The sequence below is a fragment of the Corynebacterium xerosis NBRC 16721 = ATCC 373 genome, from assembly GCF_001552415.1.
Lineage (GTDB): Bacteria > Actinomycetota > Actinomycetes > Mycobacteriales > Mycobacteriaceae > Corynebacterium > Corynebacterium xerosis.
Map to the genome: position 1 here is coordinate 261,824 of NZ_BCRD01000002.1, position 17,564 is coordinate 279,387.

17 protein-coding genes and 1 tRNA gene are annotated in these 17,564 nt (G+C 69.1%); 12 read left to right on the forward strand and 6 right to left on the reverse strand.

The window, feature by feature from the left end; translation table 11 throughout:
• Positions 1-9: 9 nt before the first annotated feature.
• Entirely contained in the window at positions 10-405 is a 396-nt protein-coding gene (locus CX1_RS04080; protein WP_046649485.1) for a hypothetical protein, read from the forward strand.
• A gap of 45 nt (positions 406-450) precedes the next feature.
• Here CX1_RS04080 and CX1_RS04085 read toward each other — a convergent pair.
• Positions 451-524, reverse strand: a tRNA-Arg gene (locus CX1_RS04085).
• 114 nt (positions 525-638) lie between these two features.
• Here CX1_RS04085 and CX1_RS04090 point away from each other — a divergent pair.
• The 5 genes from CX1_RS04090 to CX1_RS04110 all read left to right on the forward strand — a co-directional run bounded on the left by CX1_RS04090 (position 639) and on the right by CX1_RS04110 (position 6,794).
• Positions 639-2,759 (forward strand): bifunctional copper resistance protein CopD/cytochrome c oxidase assembly protein, encoded by a 2,121-nt coding sequence (locus CX1_RS04090; protein ID WP_046649486.1) that lies wholly within the window; start codon positions 639-641, stop codon positions 2,757-2,759.
• Between the two features lie 222 nt (positions 2,760-2,981).
• On the forward strand, positions 2,982-3,563 hold the full coding sequence (gene ssb / locus CX1_RS04095) for a single-stranded DNA-binding protein (protein WP_052753003.1): 582 nt from the start codon (positions 2,982-2,984) through the stop codon (positions 3,561-3,563).
• A 200-nt stretch (positions 3,564-3,763) separates the two neighbouring features.
• Complete coding sequence (gene ettA / locus CX1_RS04100) at positions 3,764-5,434, forward strand: energy-dependent translational throttle protein EttA (RefSeq protein WP_060925314.1); 1,671 nt, start codon at positions 3,764-3,766, stop codon at positions 5,432-5,434.
• A 135-nt stretch (positions 5,435-5,569) separates the two neighbouring features.
• Positions 5,570-6,079, forward strand: a complete 510-nt coding sequence (locus CX1_RS04105) for an acyl-CoA thioesterase (protein ID WP_082719083.1) — start codon at positions 5,570-5,572, stop codon at positions 6,077-6,079.
• Positions 6,018-6,794 carry a DUF8185 domain-containing protein gene (locus CX1_RS04110; protein WP_255217633.1) on the forward strand — a complete coding sequence of 259 codons (777 nt, stop codon included), beginning with the start codon at positions 6,018-6,020 and terminating at the stop codon, positions 6,792-6,794. The genes CX1_RS04105 and CX1_RS04110 overlap by 62 nt, the downstream gene beginning before the upstream one ends.
• A gap of 57 nt (positions 6,795-6,851) precedes the next feature.
• Here CX1_RS04110 and CX1_RS04115 read toward each other — a convergent pair whose 3' ends face one another.
• Positions 6,852-7,271: a globin gene (locus CX1_RS04115; RefSeq protein ID WP_046649487.1), complete on the reverse strand. Its 420-nt coding sequence runs from the start codon at positions 7,269-7,271 to the stop codon at positions 6,852-6,854.
• Between the two features lie 92 nt (positions 7,272-7,363).
• On the reverse strand, positions 7,364-10,096 hold the full coding sequence (gene pepN / locus CX1_RS04120) for an aminopeptidase N (RefSeq protein ID WP_060925316.1): 2,733 nt from the start codon (positions 10,094-10,096) through the stop codon (positions 7,364-7,366).
• A gap of 145 nt (positions 10,097-10,241) precedes the next feature.
• Between pepN and CX1_RS04125 the strand changes: the two genes are divergently transcribed.
• The 5 genes from CX1_RS04125 to CX1_RS04145 all read left to right on the forward strand — a co-directional run bounded on the left by CX1_RS04125 (position 10,242) and on the right by CX1_RS04145 (position 13,286).
• On the forward strand, positions 10,242-10,778 hold the full coding sequence (locus CX1_RS04125) for an SMI1/KNR4 family protein (RefSeq protein ID WP_046649516.1): 537 nt from the start codon (positions 10,242-10,244) through the stop codon (positions 10,776-10,778).
• 45 nt (positions 10,779-10,823) lie between these two features.
• Positions 10,824-11,570, forward strand: a complete 747-nt coding sequence (locus CX1_RS04130) for a hypothetical protein (RefSeq protein WP_156425054.1) — start codon at positions 10,824-10,826, stop codon at positions 11,568-11,570.
• Between the two features lie 160 nt (positions 11,571-11,730).
• Positions 11,731-12,363 (forward strand): mycothiol-dependent nitroreductase Rv2466c family protein, encoded by a 633-nt coding sequence (locus CX1_RS04135; protein WP_046649489.1) that lies wholly within the window; start codon positions 11,731-11,733, stop codon positions 12,361-12,363.
• Between the two features lie 46 nt (positions 12,364-12,409).
• On the forward strand, positions 12,410-12,769 hold the full coding sequence (locus CX1_RS04140; RefSeq protein ID WP_082719084.1) for a GNAT family N-acetyltransferase: 360 nt from the start codon (positions 12,410-12,412) through the stop codon (positions 12,767-12,769).
• An 82-nt stretch (positions 12,770-12,851) separates the two neighbouring features.
• Positions 12,852-13,286 (forward strand): META domain-containing protein, encoded by a 435-nt coding sequence (locus tag CX1_RS04145; RefSeq protein WP_244465368.1) that lies wholly within the window; start codon positions 12,852-12,854, stop codon positions 13,284-13,286.
• 96 nt (positions 13,287-13,382) lie between these two features.
• Here the strand turns inward: CX1_RS04145 and CX1_RS04150 are convergent, their stop codons facing one another.
• A complete protein-coding gene (locus CX1_RS04150) occupies positions 13,383-14,687 on the reverse strand; it encodes a TIGR04053 family radical SAM/SPASM domain-containing protein (protein ID WP_113569964.1) in 1,305 nt (434 codons plus the stop codon).
• Positions 14,688-14,770: 83 nt separating this feature from the next.
• Positions 14,771-15,274 carry a DUF4352 domain-containing protein gene (locus CX1_RS04155; RefSeq protein ID WP_046649491.1) on the reverse strand — a complete coding sequence of 168 codons (504 nt, stop codon included), beginning with the start codon at positions 15,272-15,274 and terminating at the stop codon, positions 14,771-14,773.
• A 246-nt stretch (positions 15,275-15,520) separates the two neighbouring features.
• On the opposite strand from CX1_RS04155, the gene CX1_RS04160 reads away from it, so the two are divergent.
• On the forward strand, positions 15,521-15,997 hold the full coding sequence (locus tag CX1_RS04160) for a ribose-5-phosphate isomerase (RefSeq protein WP_035123591.1): 477 nt from the start codon (positions 15,521-15,523) through the stop codon (positions 15,995-15,997).
• A 454-nt stretch (positions 15,998-16,451) separates the two neighbouring features.
• Here the strand turns inward: CX1_RS04160 and CX1_RS04165 are convergent, their stop codons facing one another.
• Complete coding sequence (locus CX1_RS04165; protein WP_046649492.1) at positions 16,452-17,333, reverse strand: hypothetical protein; 882 nt, start codon at positions 17,331-17,333, stop codon at positions 16,452-16,454.
• Between the last annotated feature and the right edge of the window lie 231 nt (positions 17,334-17,564).

Consider the following 17,564-nt stretch of genomic DNA (forward strand, 5'->3'; position numbering starts at 1 on the left):
GGTGATCCCATGCGTTCGCTTTTCCTCGCCGCCGCGGCGGTCCATGCCGTGCTGGTGGCCGCCATCATGCTCGCGTTGCGGATCGACATCATGATCCTGTCCGCGATCGGCATCCTCGCGACCTTGGCCATCGGCGGAGTCGCCTTCGCCCGCGGGGGCCGCGGCGCCGGCATGTGGGCGGGCCTCGTCGCCGGGGTCATCGCGCTCGTCGGCTGGGGGTCGTGGCTGGTGTTGTGGGCGATGGATACCGGCCGCGGCGGCGCGGTGATCAACATCGGGGGCATCCTCTTGCCGGCGCTGGCGGTGATCGTCTACCTCGTGGCGGCGCTGTTGCCGTCGACTCGCCGCGCGAAAACGGCGCCCCGGCAGCCTCCGGGAAGAGGCGGCGAGGGCGCCGTTTCGTAGCTGGGGCGGCCGGGACGATGAACCAAGAACGCCGCTGCCGCATCGCGCCCCCGGCAGGATTCGAACCCGCGACCAGCCGGGTAGAAGCCGGATGCTCTAATCCACTGAGCTACGGAGGCATGCGGAACGGAATTCTAGCCCGGCGCGGGGGTCCGAGGTAAAGCGGGGCGGGGGAGGTCGAGGGGCGCAACCGGACTTCGGTGCGGTACGGCCATGGGTCTACCCTGGGGGGCATGACTGCGACGACGACCCGCCCGGCCCGCCGGGTCAGGGGTTCCCTCGGCTGGTACGTGGTGTTCGCGTTGGTGGCGGGTGCGCTCGCGGGCGGCCTGTCGCTGGCGTTCAACATGGATTCGCGATCCACGCTGGGCATCCCGGACCCGGGCGTGATCACCACCGTCGGCTTCCCGCTGGCGAAGGCCGGCGGCGAGATGCTCGCCGCGCTGGCGATCGGTTCGTTCATGCTGGCGGCGTTCGCGTCGAAGCCGCGGCCCGATGGGACGCTGGACCTCGACGGATGGGCGGCCGCCCGCACGGGCCGGTGGGCGATCTTCAGCTGGGGCGCCATCGCGTTCCTGCAGATCCCGCTGGTGCTGTCGGACGTCTCCGGTCAGCCGCTGTCGACCACCATCCGGCCGGAGAACTGGTCCGTGGCCCTCGACCAGGTCAGCGAGGCGCTGGCGTGGCTGTGGGTGGGCATTTTCGCCATGGTCGTGGCGCTGGGGTCGGCGTTGACCGGCAAGTGGATCTGGCAGCCGGTGTTCTTCGCCATCTCCCTGGTGTCGATGATGCCGCTGGCCGTCGTCAGCCACAACGCCACCGGCGGCAACCACGACTACGGCACCAACTCCTACATCTGGCACCTGACGTTCACCGTGTTCTGGGTCGGCGGCCTGATGGCCCTGATCGGGCACGCCCGCCGTCGCGGCGAGCACATGGTCGAGGTCGCCTCCCGCTACAGCTTCGTCGCGCTGGTCGCGTTCGTGGCCATGAGCGTCTCTGGCGTGATTAACGCGGCGATCAACCTGTCGTGGCAGGACCTGTTCAACAACAACTACGGCATCCTCGTAGTGGTCAAGGCGCTGCTGATCATCGTGCTGGGCCTGTTCGGCTACATGCACCGCAAGGTCACCATCCCGTCGCTGGACAAGGACCCGGGCGGTGCGTCGTTCTGGCGCCTGGCCATCGTCGAGGTGCTGGTCATGGCCGTCGCGGTCGGCGTGGCCGTGGCGCTGGGCCGCACGCCCCCGCCGCCGAACTACTCCGATCAGGCCGGTGGCGAAGGTCTGCCGCCGATCACCCAGATGGAGGTCAAGCTCGGCTACGAGCTGGAGATCCCCTTCGGCTGGGAGGCGATGTTCACGCAGTTCCGCTTCGACATCTTCTTCGGCTCGGCCGCGATCATCGCGGCGTGGATCTACCTGTACTGGCTGCGCAAGCTGCACAAGCGCGGCGGGGAGTGGCCCATCGCCAACACCCTCTGGTGGCTGGCCGGTTGTGCGCTGCTGCTGTTCACGTCGTCGTCGGCGCTGGGCGTGTACATGCCGGCGCAGTTCTCGGTGCACATGCTGGCGCACATGATGTACTCGATGGCCATCCCGGTCATGCTCGCCCTCGGTGGCCCGGTGACGCTGGCGTTGCGCGCGCTCAAGCCCGCCGGCCGCGATGGGGTGCCGGGCATCCGCGAGTGGCTGGTGGCGTTCATCAACAACCCGGTTTCGCGGTTCCTGACCAACCCGGTGGTGGCCACGGCCCAGTTCGTCGCGGGTTTCTACCTGCTGTACATGACGCCGCTGTACGACTTCCTGGCCGACGAGCACGCCGGCCACCTGTTCATGAACATCCACTTCCTGATCTCCGGCTACATCTTCTACTGGGTGATCATCGGCGTGGATGCCGCACCGCAGCAGATTTCGCCGGCGGTGAAGCTGGTGTCGCTGATGGGGTCGCTGCCGTTCCACGCGTGGTTCGGCATCACGCTGATGCAGATGCAGCAGGTCCTGGCGGAGGACTACTACCTGGAGCTGGGCCTGCCGTGGCACGTCGATCTGCTGGCGGACCAGAACGTCGGCGGCGCGGTGGCGTGGGCGCTGGGCGAGGTGCCGCTGTTCATCGTCATGACGGCCCTGTTCGTGCAGTGGCGCCGCACCGACGAGAAGGACGCCGCCCGCTACGACCGCAATGCCGAGCGCGATCACGACGCCGAGCTGGAGGCCTACAACGCCATGCTCGCGGCGCGCACGAGCCAGTCCATGACGGACGAGGAGCGCGAGTACTACACCGGCACCGTCGATTCCGAGCACGAGGTGCACCTCGGTTCCGCGAAGGACGCCGGCAAGATGCGCCGCAAGTAGGCGATTTTCGCTTGACGACGACCTCGCGGTGAAGCACGGGGGCGCGGGCCGTCGTCAAGCCGAATGAGTGGCGGGCTGTGGATGAACCGCGTAATCGCGGATTCATCCACAGACGGCCGTCGCGGCGGTGGTGGTGGAGCGCGGCGGGCGGCAGGGTCTGTGGTGCGAGGCCCGGATCGACTCGCGGTCCGGGGCGTCCACGAGCAGAAGGGGGACTCGCCAATGTCCGAAACCAGCGTGACCATCGTCGGGAACATCACCAGGAATCCCGAGATCAAGACCACCAACGGCGGGAAGCTGGTGACGCGGCTGCGCGTCGCGTCGACCCGCAAGCGCTACATCGAGGGCCAGTGGATCGACGGGGAGACCGCCTACATCGACGTCGATTGCTGGGAGCATCTGGCGCAGAATGCGGTGAACACGTTTACTAAGGGCGACCGGATCATCGCCGAGGGGCGGCTGCGCACCGATCAGTGGGAGGACAACGGGGTGAAGAAGACCTTCACCAAGATCGTCGCCGATTCGGTCGGCCCGGACCTGCGTTTCGCCACCGCCGCGATCACCCGGAATCGCTCGAGCGCGGCCCGCGCCGCCGAGGCCGAACGGCGCGCGCAGGAGGAGGAGATGATGCGGGCCAACGGCGGTGTCGGCGGCGACAACGGCGGTGGCGGAGAAGGCGGGGAGGGGTCGGCGCCGATGGTCACCGAGACGAACCGCTTCGACGATCGGGGGCTGCCGGACGAGCCGGTCGACCCGGAGCAGGCCCCGGAGCCGGACCACGAGATGGCCGAAATGGTTTCCTAGCTGCCGCGGTTTCGCGGGCCGGTGGGGTCGCCGGGCGGGGAAGTCCCGGCGGTACCGGTAAGGTGAGGGCCGAATGTGCGCGTCACGGGAATCCCCGCAGAGCAAACCCCCGGGCACCGATGAGTCGGGGCCCGGGCTTTGCGCGGCGGTTCCCCGCGCACCTGAAGCGATACCACCTACCTCCGAAGGAGAGCGCAGCTGTGGCTGAGTTCATCTACCAGATGAAGAACGTGCGCAAAGCGCACGGCGATAAGGTCATCCTCGACAACGTGACCATGGCGTTCTACCCGGGCGCCAAGATCGGCGTCGTGGGCCCCAACGGCGCCGGCAAGTCGTCGATCCTGAAGATCATGGCGGGACTGGACCAGCCGTCCAACGGCGAGGCGTACCTCGAGCCGGGCGCCACCGTCGGCATCCTGCAGCAGGAGCCGCCGCTGAACGAGGAGAAGACCGTTCGCGGCAACGTCGAGGAGGGCCTCGGCGACATCTTCGAGAAGAAGCAGCGCTTCGAGCAGATCGCCGAGGAAATGGCGACGAACTACACCGATGAGCTGATGGAGGAGATGGGCAAGCTCCAGGAGGAGCTCGACGCCGCCGACGCCTGGGAGATCGACTCCAAGATCGAGCAGGCCATGGATGCGCTGCGCTGCCCGCCCGGCGACGAGCCCGTCACGCACCTGTCCGGTGGCGAGCGCCGCCGCGTGGCGCTGGCCAAGCTGCTGCTGTCCGAGCCGGATCTGCTGCTGCTCGACGAGCCCACCAACCACCTCGACGCCGAGTCGGTGCTGTGGCTGGAGCAGCACCTGCAAAAGTACCCCGGCGCCGTCCTGGCCGTGACGCACGACCGTTACTTCCTCGACCACGTCGCCGGCTGGATCTGCGAGGTCGACCGCGGCAAGCTCTACCCCTACGAGGGCAACTACTCCACCTACCTGGAGCAGAAGGCCGCGCGACTCGAGGTCGCCGGCAAGAAGGACGCCAAGCTGCAGAAGCGCCTGAAGGACGAGCTGGCGTGGGTCCGCTCGGGCCAGAAGGCCCGCCAGGCGAAGAACAAGGCCCGCCTGGAGCGCTACGAGCAGATGGTGGAGGAAGCTGAGCAGTACAAGAAGCTCGACTTCGAGGAGATCCAGATCCCGACCCCGCCGCGCCTGGGCAACCAGGTCGTCGAGGCCATCGATCTGGAGAAGGGCTTCGACGGCCGCACGCTGATCAAGGACCTGTCGTTCACGCTGCCCCGCAACGGCATCGTCGGCGTCATCGGCCCCAACGGCGTCGGCAAGACCACCCTGTTCAAGACCATCGTCGGGCTGGAGGAGCCGGATGCCGGCGAGGTCAAGGTCGGCCAGACCGTCCAGCTGAGCTACGTCGACCAGAACCGCGAGAACATCGACGGCGAGAAGACGGTGTGGGAGGTCGTCTCCGACGGCCTGGATTACATCCACGTCGGCCAGAACGAGATGCCGTCGCGCGCGTACCTGTCCGCGTTCGGTTTCAAGGGCGCCGACCAGCAGAAGCCGGCGAAGGTGCTCTCCGGCGGCGAGCGCAACCGTTTGAATCTGGCGCTGACCCTCAAGCAGGGCGGCAACCTGATCCTGCTGGACGAGCCGACCAACGACCTCGACGTCGAGACGCTGTCGTCGCTGGAAAACGCGCTGCAGAACTTCCCGGGCTGCGCCGTGGTCATCTCGCACGACCGTTGGTTCCTGGACCGCACCTGCACCCACATCCTCGCGTGGGAGGGCAACGTCGAGGAGGGCCAGTGGTTCTGGTTCGAGGGCAACTTCGAGGGCTACGAGAAGAACAAGGTCGAGCGCCTCGGCCCCGACGCCGCCCGCCCGTCGCGCGTCACTCACCGCAAGCTGACCCGCTAGCACCCCCGCGCGGCGACCGTCCGCGCTAGCCTGGGCCCGTGGCCGCCGCACCCGGTGGCCGCGGGCCTTCGCGCGTTCCAGTGCCGCCGCCGCGCCACCCGGCCCGCACTCGATTCACTCAGGAAAGGGGACGGCATGCCGGACACCAACGCGTTTCTGACCACCATCCCGGTGCGCTGGTCGGACTTCGACCAGTACGGGCACGTCAACAATCTCGCCTACCTCGAATACGCGCAGGAGGCCCGCGTGGCCTTCGCCCGCGCCAGCGTCGACGGCGGCACGGGCAACCTCGGCACCGTCGTGCGGCACATGGAGGTCGACTACCTCCGTGCATTGCTGCCCGACACCCGCGAGGTGCTGGTGGAAACCGAGATCATCGCGATGGGCAACACGTCCTACACCATCCGCCAGGCGATCAAGGACGAGCACGGGCACATCGCCGCAATGCTCACCACCGTCATGGTGCTGTTCGACCTGGAAAAGGCCCGCGCAATGGAACTGACCCCGACCGTGCGCAAGACGCTCGGCCGCTTCGCCTCGCCGGAGCTGACGGTCGGCAACGGCGGCCGGGACGATGCCGACGATGCTCGCGCTGCGGACGATGCAGATGCGGGCGCTGCAGATGCGGGCGACGACCGTGCCTGACGCTTCCGGCCGCGGCGAGACCCTTCTCGTCCACGATGTCCCGGCCTCGACCAACCTCGGGGTGCTCGCGCGCAAGGCCGAGGCGATGGACCCCGGGGCGCTGATGCGGATCCGTTCGGTGGCCCCCGGGTCGTCGGAGGACATGGTCGCCGCATCTCGGCCCGGCGGCATCGCCCGCGTGTGGGCCACCACCCCCTTCGGCCCGATGGCTTGCCGCACCATGTCCGTCACCCCGGGCCGCGACGACATGATCGTCCGTGCCGACGCCGTGTCCGCCGCCACCGGCGACGCCCGTTCGGTGCCGCAGCTCGATGCCGCGGTGCCGATGACGCTCGACTGCGGCGCCCCCGCGGATTCCTCTTGGCCGGGCCGGCTGCCGGTCGACGGCGGGTGGACGGTGCTCGAGGCCGTGCCGGCCGCGGTATTCCGCGACCTGGAGGCTCAGGCGAGGGGAGTGGCGAAGGAAGAGTCGGGCCCGATGGGCTTGCCGACGTCGCTGCTCGACCAGAAGGTGCTCTCGGTGCGCGGGGCGTCGTCGGCGTCCGCCGAGATCACCATGCGCGAGGTCTTCGCCCTGTGCGCGATGGGCTTCATCCCGCCCGAGCCGTCGGCCGACGAGCCCGTGCGGGTGTCCGTCAAGGCGCGCTGGCGTCGCCTGGACGGGCGCTTCGGCAGCGTCTACGCCTCCGAGGGCTTCGGGGTGCTGCCGCTGTAGAGGCGCTCCCGGGCTCGGAGGCGGGGCCCATGGGCGCCCCGGGAGGGGGAGCGGCCCCTACGCCGGCTTGTTGATGAGCATGTCCGCCACCCGCACCATGTGCTCCCACATGGCGTCGCGGTGGGGCTTGGGCAGCTCGTCGTCGGAGACGTCGGCCAGGGACAGCGCCATCAGCTCGAGCCAGCGGTCGCGGGCGGCCATGTCCACGACGAAGGGGTGGTGGCGCATCCGCAACCGCGGGTGGCCGCGCTCGGCGTTGTAGGTGTCGGGCCCGCCCCAGTACTGCTCGAGGAACATCCGCAGGCGGCGCTCGGCGCCCTCCCAATCATCGTCGGGGTACATCAGTCCGAGGATGTCGTCGTCGGGCACGCGGGCGTAGAAGCCGCGCACGATCTTCGCGAACGTCTCCTCGCCGACCTCCCGGTAGAAATCGCTGTACTGCCTGGGCTGGTCGGAGGGGGTCTGGCCGTTGGTCATGGCCCCAGGTTAGCGGTTCCGCTTTACGACGCGCCCCGTGCCCGGCGGGCGTCGTGCCCGTCGGGCCCGGGGCCCGTGGTGCGAGGCGGCGCCTACTCCCCGGATTCCCCGTCGCATGCCCGGGCGTCGAGGGCCCGCGCGACGCGGTCACGGTTCTCTGCGACGATGCGCTTGACCGGGGTGGGCGTCGAGTCGTCGTCAAGCAACGCCGCTGCCTTGTCCAGACCCTCGCGGGAGACCTCCCAATGCGGGTAGAGGCCGTCGAGCATGCGCTGGGCGGTCTCGGAGGAGTACTCCGCCCACCAGCCGGGGGCCTCGGCGAAGTAACGGTCGGTGAACTCGCGCAGCAGGTCGTCGGAACCCGGGGCAGCGAATCCGGCCATCATCGACCGCAGCATCAGGTTCGACGGGGCGGCGGCGCCGGTGGCGGTGCAGGTGTTCCACACGCGGATCTTGTTGTTCGCCTCCGGGATGGCCGCGCGGGCCTTGGCCGCCGACTGGGCGCCCAGCGCGGACTGGTCGTCGCGCTCGGCGGCGGAAATGTCGTCGGCGCCTTTGTCACCGGCGGCGACCAGCACGGTCAGCGCCTTCCACGTCATGTCGGCGTCGACGGTGAGGCCCGCGAGATCGGCGTCCTCCGGCGTGCCGGCGAGGATTGCGCGGAACACGTCGATGGAGCCGGCTGCGTCGGCGGGCAGCATGGCCAAAGCGTTGACGAAGGCGAGCTGCGCATCCGACCCGGGCTCGGCGGCGCGGGCGTGGGCCAGCAGCCCCTCGCCGAGCCGGGCGCGGCCGGTTTCGGCGGCCCACTGCGGGTCGGCGTAGCGCTCGACGGCCGCGACGGCCTGCGCCAGCACGCGCTCGAGCACGGAGATCTGGTCCTCGGCCGGGGCGCCCCGCAGCACCATGTCCATGAAATCGCGGGCGCGGACCTTCGCCGCGCGGGTCATCTCCCACATCGTCGACCACGCAAGGGTGCGCGGCATCGGATCGGCGAAGGCGCCGATGTTCTCCAGCAGGAAGAGCCACGACCCGGGATCCATCTCCATGAAGCAGTAGCTCAGGTCGTCGTCGTTGACCAGGACGACGTCGCCGGCGGGCACGCCCGACATCTCGGGGACCTTGGTGATCTCGCCCTTGACGTCGACCTCCACCCGGTGGGTGCGGCGCAGCACGCCGTCGGCCATCGCGTAGACGCCGACGGCGACGCGGTGGTCGCGCAGTTCGCCCGCGCCCGGCTCGGCGCCGGTCTGGCGGATGGCGAAAACGTCGTAGACCTCGCCGGCGCCACCCTTGGCGTCAGCTCTGGCCCCGCCCTCGGCCTTCTTCGTGGAGTAGGCCGCCGACAGGGTGTTGATGCCCGTGGTGGTCAGCCACTGGTCGGCCCACCCGGACAGGTCGCGGCCGGACGCCTCGGACAGAGCGTCGAGCAGGTCGGCGAAGGTGGCGTTGGCGAAGCGATGGCGGGCGAAGTGCAGGCGCGCGCCGGCCAGGAACGCGTCCTCGCCGACGTAGGCGGCCAGCTGCTTGAGCACCGACGCGCCCTTGGCGTAGGTGATGCCGTCGAAGTTCTGGTCGACGGTGTCGATGTCGGAGGCGTCCGCGGCGATGGGGTGCGTCGACGGCAGCTGGTCCTGCTGGTACGCCCACGCCTTCTCCACGTTGGCGAACGTCGTCCACGCCCCGTCATACTGGCTCACCGCAGCCTGCGAGGCGCACGCGGACCAGGTGGCGAAGGACTCGTTGAGCCACAGGTCGTCCCACCACCGCATCGTCACCAGGTCGCCGAACCACATGTGCGCCATCTCGTGGAGGATCGTCTCGTTGCGGCGCTCGTACAGGTAACCGGTGGTGCGCGACCGGAAGACGTACTCGTCGCGGATGGTCACCGCGCCGGCGTTTTCCATCGCGCCCATGTTGTACTCCGGGCAGAAGATCTGGTCGTACTTGCCGAAGGGGTACGGCTCGCCGAAGTTCGCCGCGTACCAGTCGAAGCCCTCCTTGGTCTCGCGGAACAGGCGCTCGGCGTCGAGATGCTCGGCGATGGACGCGCGGCAGAACAGCCCGAGCGGGATGGTCAGCTCGCCGTCGGGCTGGTGGTCCTCGGGCGTTTCGGGATGCTTGGCGACGGTGCCGGCCCATTCGTCGCGGACCTCGTGCCAGGGCCCGGCGCAGAACGCGATCAGGTACGTCGACAGCGGCACGTCCACGCGGAAGCGGTGGATGCGGGCGGCGGGGCCGTCGAGCGGCGGGACCTCGCCGTCTGCGGGGGCGACGTCGGAGACGTCGGCCTCCGAGTTGGAGACGACGGTCCACGCGCCGGGCGCGGTGACGTCCATCGAATACGTGGCCTTCAGGTCCGGCTGGTCGAAACAGGCGAACACCCGCTTGGCGTCGGCGGTTTCGAACTGGGAGTACAGGTACGTCTGCTCGTCGGCGGGGTCGGTGAAGCGGTGCAGGCCCTCGCCGGTGGTGGTGTAGCGCAGGTCGGCGTCGACCACGACGTCGTGCTCGCCCACGGCGAGATCGAGGATGAGGCCGCGTTCGTCGTCGTAAAGCTCCTTGTTCCCGCCGCAGGCGGCGTCCGTGACGTCCGCGCCATCGACGGTGACGGAGCGGACGTAGGCGGCCCGCAGGTCCAGGAACGTCTCGCCGGCGGTCTTCGCGGTCAGCGTGATCGTGGTGGTCGACCGGAACGTCTCCGCGCCCGGGGCGGCGGTGGTGCCCGGGGCGCCGGTGACGTCGAGGGAGATGTCGTAGTGGGACACCTCGAGCATGGCCGCGCGGGCGGCGGCCTCGGTCTGCGTCAGGTTCGTGGAAGTCATGGGATTCAGGGTAACCGCGGTGGCGGATCGGGCGGCGCGGGCGGTCGGCGCGGGCCCGGGCGACCCCGACCGGGGACGCGGCCGGGGGACCTGCGCCCGAAGAGTTCCTTGGCACGGGGCCACCTGGCCGGGCATGATCGGAGGCATGACCGAACAGAACGTGACCCAGGGCACGCCCGTCGATCGTGTCAACGCAGCATGGGATCGAATCGAAGCGAAGTTGCCCGCCGACGCGCTGGGTGCGCCGGCCACCGAGTCCGAACTGGATGAATTGGAGAAGGCCCTCGGCCTGAAGCTGCCGGAGGACGTCCGGGCCTCCTGGCTGCGCCACCGCTCCGTCGACGGCGAGGAGCCGTGGGACGGCGGGTGGATCGCCTCGCCCGAGCAGATCCTCCGCGACTACCGCATGTGGACCGAGATGGAGGCCAACGGCGACTTCGACGGTTTCGTCGAGGACGCCGGCACTTCCGCCGACTCCGAGGGCAAGTGGTACCACGAGGCGTGGATCCCGCTGATCCACGACTTCGGCGGCAACCACGTCTGCCTGGACACCCGCACCGGCCGCTACGTCGACATGGACCACGAAACCGGGTCGTCCTTCCTGGACTACCCCGACTGGGCCGGCTTCCTCGAACACACCGCCGGGCTGCTGGAGACGAAGGGTCTGCCCTCGAGCTTCTGAGCCCGAAGGCTCGGCCCCGTGGACGGACGTCGAAGCGGGGACAACATGGATGGCGATATTGGGGCGCGGGCTGCGCGTTTGCGGCCGGGCGCCTTGGGGTGGGGCCACGCCGTCGTCGGCCTGCTGGCGGCGATGGTGTGCGTGCTGCTGCCGTCGCTGATGCTGATGAGCACCGGTGGCGCGCAGATGGCGGCGGGCGCCGACGGCGGCGACCTGGATGCCATGCCGAAGCTCGCCGTCCCGCCGTGGATGGCGCTGGCGCAGTTCGTGCCGTTGCTTATCATCGTCGCACTCGTCCTCCGCGGCGCGCGCCGGAAGACCGTGCGGGAGGAGGGGAACGGCGCCGGGAGTTCGACGGGGAGCGGCGCCGCGCGGCGGCCGGGGGAGATGGCGGCCGTCGAGAGCGGCCGGTTCTTCGGCCCGGGGATGCTGCGGGCCCTTCTCGTCATCGGCGTGATCGCGGTGATCATCGCCGTCGTCGCCAACATCTTCCTCGCCGTGCGCGGCGAGGCCCCGAACTCCCTCGCCGGCAAGCTCGGGCTGGGCAAGGGCGCGGGTGCGGACCTGCTGATCATCGCGGGCGCGGCGTGCATCGCGTACTGGGCGACGCTGTCGCTGACGTCGGCGGCGTGGATCCACTCGGTGGTCAACTCCATCGCGTTGGCCGTGGCGTTCTTCTGGTCGACCGATCACGGCACGGTCGTCCATGGCGTGGCGCTCGTCGCCGCCCCGTTCGTCGCCCTCGCCGTCATGGCCGCCCTCAGCCGCTTCGTCGGGGTCGCGCGTCTGTAGACCGCATGATCTCGCCGCATGGCCTTGCCCCGTGTATCGCAGGGGCGGGCGGACCGAGTGCCCGGCGGCGTCGTCAAGCAATCCCTAATTGGTGATGCGTCAACATAATTTTTCGTCTATTCTGGCGTTCGTCAGAGATTCCACGACGAAAGGCGTTGCCATGACCACCAACCGCGAGTCCGTCACCTTCTGGTTCGACGTTTCCTGCCCGTTTTGCTGGATCACTTCCCGGTGGATCAAGGAGGTCGAGCAGGTCCGCGACATCGAGGTGAAGTGGCAGCCGATGAGCCTGGCGGTGCTCAACGAGGGCCGCGACGAGCTGCCCGAGGATTACAAGCAGAAGATGACCGCCAACTGGGCGCCGGCGCGCGTGTTCACCGCCGTCGCCGTCGAGGATGGCGAGGACAAGCTCGACGCGCTCTACACCGAGATGGGCACCCGCATTCACGATGGCGGCCAGGGCGGCAAGGACACCCCGGAGGGCTACGACGAGATCATCCGCGAGTCGCTCGCCGCCGTCGGCCTGCCCGCCGAGCGGTTCGACGCCGCCCACGCGGAGACCTACGACGCGAAGCTGCGCGAGTACCACGCCGGCGCAATGGATTCGGTGGGCAACGACGTGGGCACCCCGGTGGTCAAGCTGGGCGACACCGCCTTCTTCGGCCCCGTGCTCACCCGCATCCCGCGCGGCGAGGAGGCCGGCCGCATCTTCGACGGCTCGGTGGCGCTGGCCGGTTATCCGCACTTCTTCGAGCTGAAGCGCTCGCGTACCGAGAACCCCGAGTTCGACTAGAACCGGCTTTACGACGGCCATCGCGGACGCGAAGGGACGCGCAACCATGAGCAACGATGACGTGACGGGCGTGGATCGGGCGGGGGAGGCCGCGGCCGCGGATTCCCGGGCCGCTTCCGGCCCTGCGATCGAGGTTCGAGACGAATTGGAGAACCATCGTTTCGCGCTGCTCGTCGACGACGAGTACGCCGGTTTCGCGTACTACGAGAAGTTCACCGGCATGCGCGATTTCACCCACACCGAGATCGCCTCGGCCTTCGAGGGCCGGGGACTTTCGAAGCTGCTGATCCAGGAAGCCCTCGACCAGGCGCTCGCCGCGGGCGACGAGATCGTGGCGACCTGCCCGGCCGTTCGGCGGTTCCTGCGCAAGAACCCGGACTACGCCCGGCGAGTGCGGGAGGCGTGACTCTTATGCGGCGCCGGGGCTGCAGCCGGTGTGAGTCACCGGTGGCGCGGCCGGTGCCCTCGGTGCGTCTGGAGGCGAGGCCGTGAAACGCCGGAGGACTTTCGCCCGTGCGGCGATCTTCGCGTTCGCCCTTGCCACTGGCGTGATGGTGGCCGCGTGCGGTGGTTCGGATCCCGATCCCGGCCCGCCACCGATCGTCGCTGCCACCGACATTTCCGGCGTGGATTGGCATCTGGAAGCCGACCGGAACGCCAGTTTCCGCATCGAGGCGACCGAGCTACGGGGCACGGATTCGTGCAATCGATTGTTCGGCCAGGTGTCCATCACCGAGGGTGAGCCGACGACCATCGATTTCGGGGCCCTCGGGGCCACCCGCATGGCGTGCCCGGACGTGACCGGCGCACAGGAGCAGATGGGCAGGGCGCTGGGTGGGTCGCGTCTGGTGGAGAAACCCGACGAATCCGCCCTGGTGCTCGTCGACGAATCGTCGGGGGAGCGCTGGCGGTTCGAGAGTTAGCCGCACACCTCTTGAGTGCTCACTTTGCCCGGTGCACCGGTGCCCCGGTGCACCGGTGCCCCGGTGTGACCGGTCCGGGGGTCTTTCGCCGGCCCCTCACATCCCCTTTGAACCGTCGACGACGGTGAGCTTCAGCGCCGGGGTGTGCGCCCCGGCCGCACCGGCGGCATGCACGTCGCCCCCCGGCCCGCTGCCGATTTCCGCCAGGTCCGCGGACGTCGCGCCGTCGCCCTCGACGACATCGGCATCGGGGTGCCACGCCGGCGGGACGTAGGCGCACGTCGGGTCGGAGGCCCGGTAGTCGCCGGTCAGTGCAAAAGCCGTTGAGCGTGAACCGCCGCAGACGTTGTGGAACCCGCACACGCTGCACTTTCCGTGCCAATTGTCGGGGTCGCGCAGCTCCTTGAACACCGGCGACTCGGAGTAGATCTCCGGGAAGTGGGTTTCCATGACGTTGCCGCAGTGCATCGGCAGGAAACCGTTGGGGTACACGTCGCCGACGTGGTCGATGAACGCGAAACCCGACCCCGAATTCACGGCCATGGGGGAGCGCGGCGGACGGGGCTTGTCGGGATGCTCGCCGAGCAGGCGGGTGGTCTCGGCCGTCAGCTCGTCGTAAAGCGGGCCACCGACGTACTTCGGGGCACCGGACTCCTCCGCCTCACGGCGCTGCAGCACCACGCGGCGGTACTGCGGAGCCTCCGTGGTCTTGATGGCGATGCGGTCGGAGACGTCGACGAGCCAATTGAGCACGTCCTCGCGCTCGTCGGGTGACAGGCAATTGAGCGCCGTGCCGCGGCCGGTGGGCACGAGGAAGAAGACGTACCACATCTTCGCGCCCATCCCGATGACCTTTTTCAGCAGCGCCGGGGCCTCGCCGATGTTGTCGCGCGTCAGCGTGGAATTGATCTGCAGTCGGTAGCCGGCCTCGTTGATGACGGGCGCCATCTCGACGGTCTTGTCGAACGTGCCCGAGAAGCCGCGGAACGCGTCGTGGGTGGCGGCGGTCGCGCCGTCCAACGACATGGACATGGCTTTGCCACCGGCCTCGCGCAGCGACTGGACGCGCTCCGGCGTCAGCTTCGGCGTCACCGACGGCGACAGCGAGACGTTGAGGCCGCGCTCGGTGCCGTAGGCGACCAGTTCCTCCAGGTCATCGCGCTCGAAGGGGTCGCCGCCGGTGAGGACCACCAGCGGCAGCGGCCGCTCGTACGACGACAGCGCGTCGAGCAGCCGCTTGCCTTCCTCCGTGCTCAGCTGATCCGGGTGCGGCTCATGCTGGGCGTCGGCGCGGCAGTGCTTGCAGACCAGGCCGCACGCCCGCGTCACCTCCCAGATCACGATGAACGGCTTCGTGTTGATGTCGTGGCGGACGGTGCGGACTGCTGGGGGCCGGTGCACGGGGCTTCCTTGGATTGCCGGGGATGGTGAAAAGACACGCTCCCCAGCAACTTTACGCCTGCGTGTGCCGGGCCTGGGGCGACCTACAGGGAGGCCTTCCACTGCGTCGGTTCCGAGGTGAAGCTGAACATCTCCTCGTAGGTCAGCGTGTACTCGCCCGGCGCCCCATCCGACTTGAAGCACAGGGTGCCGGACTTGCTGCCGCCCGGGGCGAGCTCGACTGCGTCATAGTCGGTCGCGCCACCGAACTCCGTGCTCAGGATGACGCCGTTGGGATCGGTGAGTTCCCAGTCGAAGGCGTTGAGGCTGATGGTCTCGGCGTCCGAGGTGTTCACCACGGACACGTCGGCGCAGACCTGGTTGTCGCCGAAGACATCGGCGCCGGCGTTGCGGAAGTTGGAAGCGGTGACGTCCGCCTCACCCAGGTTGACGGTGTCGCCGATGGTGGCGGGACCGGACTGCTCAGCGGCCGCCGCGCCGTTGGAATCGGCGGCGTCGGCGGACGCCGTCGACGACGTAGAGCCATCGCAGGCGGCGAGGGTGAGGGCCAGTGCGGCGAGGCCGGCGGCGATGGTGGACTTCTTCATGGTGCACTCCTGATGCGTAGTGGCGCCTTTGCCAACGGCCCGGCGCCGGGGACCCGATCCGGCGTTCATTCGCCCGATGGGGGCTGCGACCTGTGCAGCAACCGCAGATTCGCACGCCGCCCGGATCGCTTATGTTTATGCATCGAATGGGATGTCGAACGGCGTTGACCGGCGGTGTTGTCGGGAGTCCGTCGAGTCGGGGCGACGCTGCGCACCCCCGCGCCGCCACCTGGTTATGCTTGCCCCATGCGTATTTACCTTGGCGCGGACCACGCCGGTTTCGAGATGAAGAACCTGATCAAGGACCACCTGGAAAAGGCGGGCCACGAGGTCGTCGATTGCGGCGCCCACGTGTACGACGCCGCCGACGACTACCCGGCCTTCTGCATCGAGGCCGCCTCCCGCACCGTCAACGACCCGGGCTCCCTGGGCATCGTGCTCGGCGGCTCCGGCAACGGCGAGCAGATCGCCGCGAACAAGGTCAAGGGCGCCCGCTGCGCGCTGGCCTGGTCGGTGGAGACCGCGAAGTTGGCCCGCGAGCACAACAACGCCCAGCTCATCGGCCTCGGTGGCCGCATGCACTCCGAGGAGGAGGCGCTGGCCATCGTCGATGCCTTCGTCGCCCAGCCCTGGAGCGAGGAGGAGCGCCACCAGCGCCGCATCGACATCCTCGCCGAGTACGAGAAGACCGGCATCGCCCCCGCCCTGCCCGAGCAGGAGTAACGCGCCCGGGTCGCGTCGGGCTCCGCGCCCGGCGTCGCGTGCCCCTCATCGTCTCAGCGGCATCCCACTTGGCGTGGGGTGCCGCTTTTGCTTTGCGACGGGCCGGCGCCCACCCCATTCGACGAGATCGCGGTAGGGGTCTTGTTTCGCGATCTCGTCGTCGGCGGCGCCCACCCCATTCGACGAGATCGCGGTAGGGGTCTCGTTTCGCGATCTCGTCGTCGGCGGCGGCGTCGTGAAGCAAACGGTCGCGCGGCTTCGTGCACATGTGATGCCAGGGCCGCAGAAGTGAAGCCCGTGACCTGCGATTATGAGGAGAAGCTCGCGGAGGGTGTAACCGCATATGCACGAAACCCGCGGCCATCGCGGGCCGCGGGTGTCGGGAGTGAAACGTCTGGGGGAAGTCGGGGGAGCCAGGCGAGAGAGTCAGGGGCGGGGAAACCCCGCCCCCGGGCTAGAAGTCGAAGTCGAATCCGCCGCCGTCGAAGAAACCGCCGCCGTCGCCGCCGTCGCCTCCGAACATGCCGCCGTCGAAGAAGCCGCCGCCGTCACCGTCGGCATCGCCCATGTCGCCGGCGTCGCCACCGTCGCCCATGTCGCCGCCTTCTCCGGCGTCTCCGGCGTCACCACCGTCGCCCGCACCCGCGTCACCCGCGTCACCGGCGCCCTCGGATCCGTCGCCGGCGCCGCTCTCGAAGTCGGAGGCGGCGTACGCCACGCCGGCCATGCCGTTGAACATCATGGAGAACAGCAGCACCGAGCCCATGGTCCACATGCCGGTGCGCAGCGCCGACTGCCACCACGGCTCGGAGTACCAGCCGGCGGGCACCGGACGCCCGGCGACCTTGCCGCCGGGGTAGTAGTTCGGGGTGTCCTCGGTGGCCACGGGCGAGGCGGAGATCTGGCGCCCCTCGTGCTCGATGGTGCGCTGCTCGGTCACGGAACCGGCGGCGCGCTGGCCTTCGAGAGGCGGCAGCTGCGGCCCGGCGGGCATGCCCATGATCTCGCGGGCGGCGTTGACGTAGTGCAGCCCCTCGAGCGCGGACTCCCGCGCCAGGCTCGCCTGCGTGACCGTGTTCGCGGTCGAAATCTGCGCGGACGCCGCGTTGTAGCGCTCCGACGCGTCGGCCATGGCCTGCGTCGACGCGGTATCGGAACCGGCGATGGACAGCACCTGCGATCCCAGGCGCTCGATCCAGCGGCGGGCGTCGGCGACGGCATCGGCCACCTCGTCGTGGGCCTTCTGCTCGATGGCCTTGTTCTGTCGCTTCTGGCCCATCTGGATGAGCAGGACTCCGCCGATGATCACGACGGCGATGAGGAGGAAGGCTTCCATCTGGTGGGTCACGGTCCTAACGCGATGTTGGGGTGGGTTGCATGGTGCGGTTATTTCTCGTGCAACTTCACCACTGACAACGGGCGAGGCCGCGAATTCGTTCCATCGCGGCGAGAATTTCCCGTGATCCGGGGGCGTGCCGACGGCCCGCGCGTGCCCTCGCGGCCCCGATTTTTCCCGCGCTGCCCCCACCGAATCCCGGGGCAAAATCTCGGGGCCATAACGTTCGCG

What these genes read in the sequence shown, in the direction of transcription:
- CX1_RS04080 (WP_046649485.1), top strand. Translation starts at nt 10, where the DNA reads ATGCGTTCGCTTTTCCTCGCCGCCGCGGCGGTCCATGCCGTGCTGGTG.
- CX1_RS04090 (WP_046649486.1), top strand. Translation starts at nt 639, where the DNA reads ATGACTGCGACGACGACCCGCCCGGCCCGCCGGGTCAGGGGTTCCCTC.
- ssb (WP_052753003.1), top strand. Translation starts at nt 2,982, where the DNA reads ATGTCCGAAACCAGCGTGACCATCGTCGGGAACATCACCAGGAATCCC.
- CX1_RS04105 (WP_082719083.1), top strand. Translation starts at nt 5,570, where the DNA reads ATGCCGGACACCAACGCGTTTCTGACCACCATCCCGGTGCGCTGGTCG.
- CX1_RS04110 (WP_255217633.1), top strand. Translation starts at nt 6,018, where the DNA reads ATGCTCGCGCTGCGGACGATGCAGATGCGGGCGCTGCAGATGCGGGCG.
- CX1_RS04115 (WP_046649487.1), bottom strand. Translation starts at nt 7,271, where the DNA reads ATGACCAACGGCCAGACCCCCTCCGACCAGCCCAGGCAGTACAGCGAT.
- pepN (WP_060925316.1), bottom strand. Translation starts at nt 10,096, where the DNA reads ATGACTTCCACGAACCTGACGCAGACCGAGGCCGCCGCCCGCGCGGCC.
- CX1_RS04125 (WP_046649516.1), top strand. Translation starts at nt 10,242, where the DNA reads ATGACCGAACAGAACGTGACCCAGGGCACGCCCGTCGATCGTGTCAAC.
- CX1_RS04130 (WP_156425054.1), top strand. Translation starts at nt 10,824, where the DNA reads ATGGATGGCGATATTGGGGCGCGGGCTGCGCGTTTGCGGCCGGGCGCC.
- CX1_RS04135 (WP_046649489.1), top strand. Translation starts at nt 11,731, where the DNA reads ATGACCACCAACCGCGAGTCCGTCACCTTCTGGTTCGACGTTTCCTGC.
- CX1_RS04140 (WP_082719084.1), top strand. Translation starts at nt 12,410, where the DNA reads ATGAGCAACGATGACGTGACGGGCGTGGATCGGGCGGGGGAGGCCGCG.
- CX1_RS04155 (WP_046649491.1), bottom strand. Translation starts at nt 15,274, where the DNA reads ATGAAGAAGTCCACCATCGCCGCCGGCCTCGCCGCACTGGCCCTCACC.
- CX1_RS04160 (WP_035123591.1), top strand. Translation starts at nt 15,521, where the DNA reads ATGCGTATTTACCTTGGCGCGGACCACGCCGGTTTCGAGATGAAGAAC.
- CX1_RS04165 (WP_046649492.1), bottom strand. Translation starts at nt 17,333, where the DNA reads ATGGAAGCCTTCCTCCTCATCGCCGTCGTGATCATCGGCGGAGTCCTG.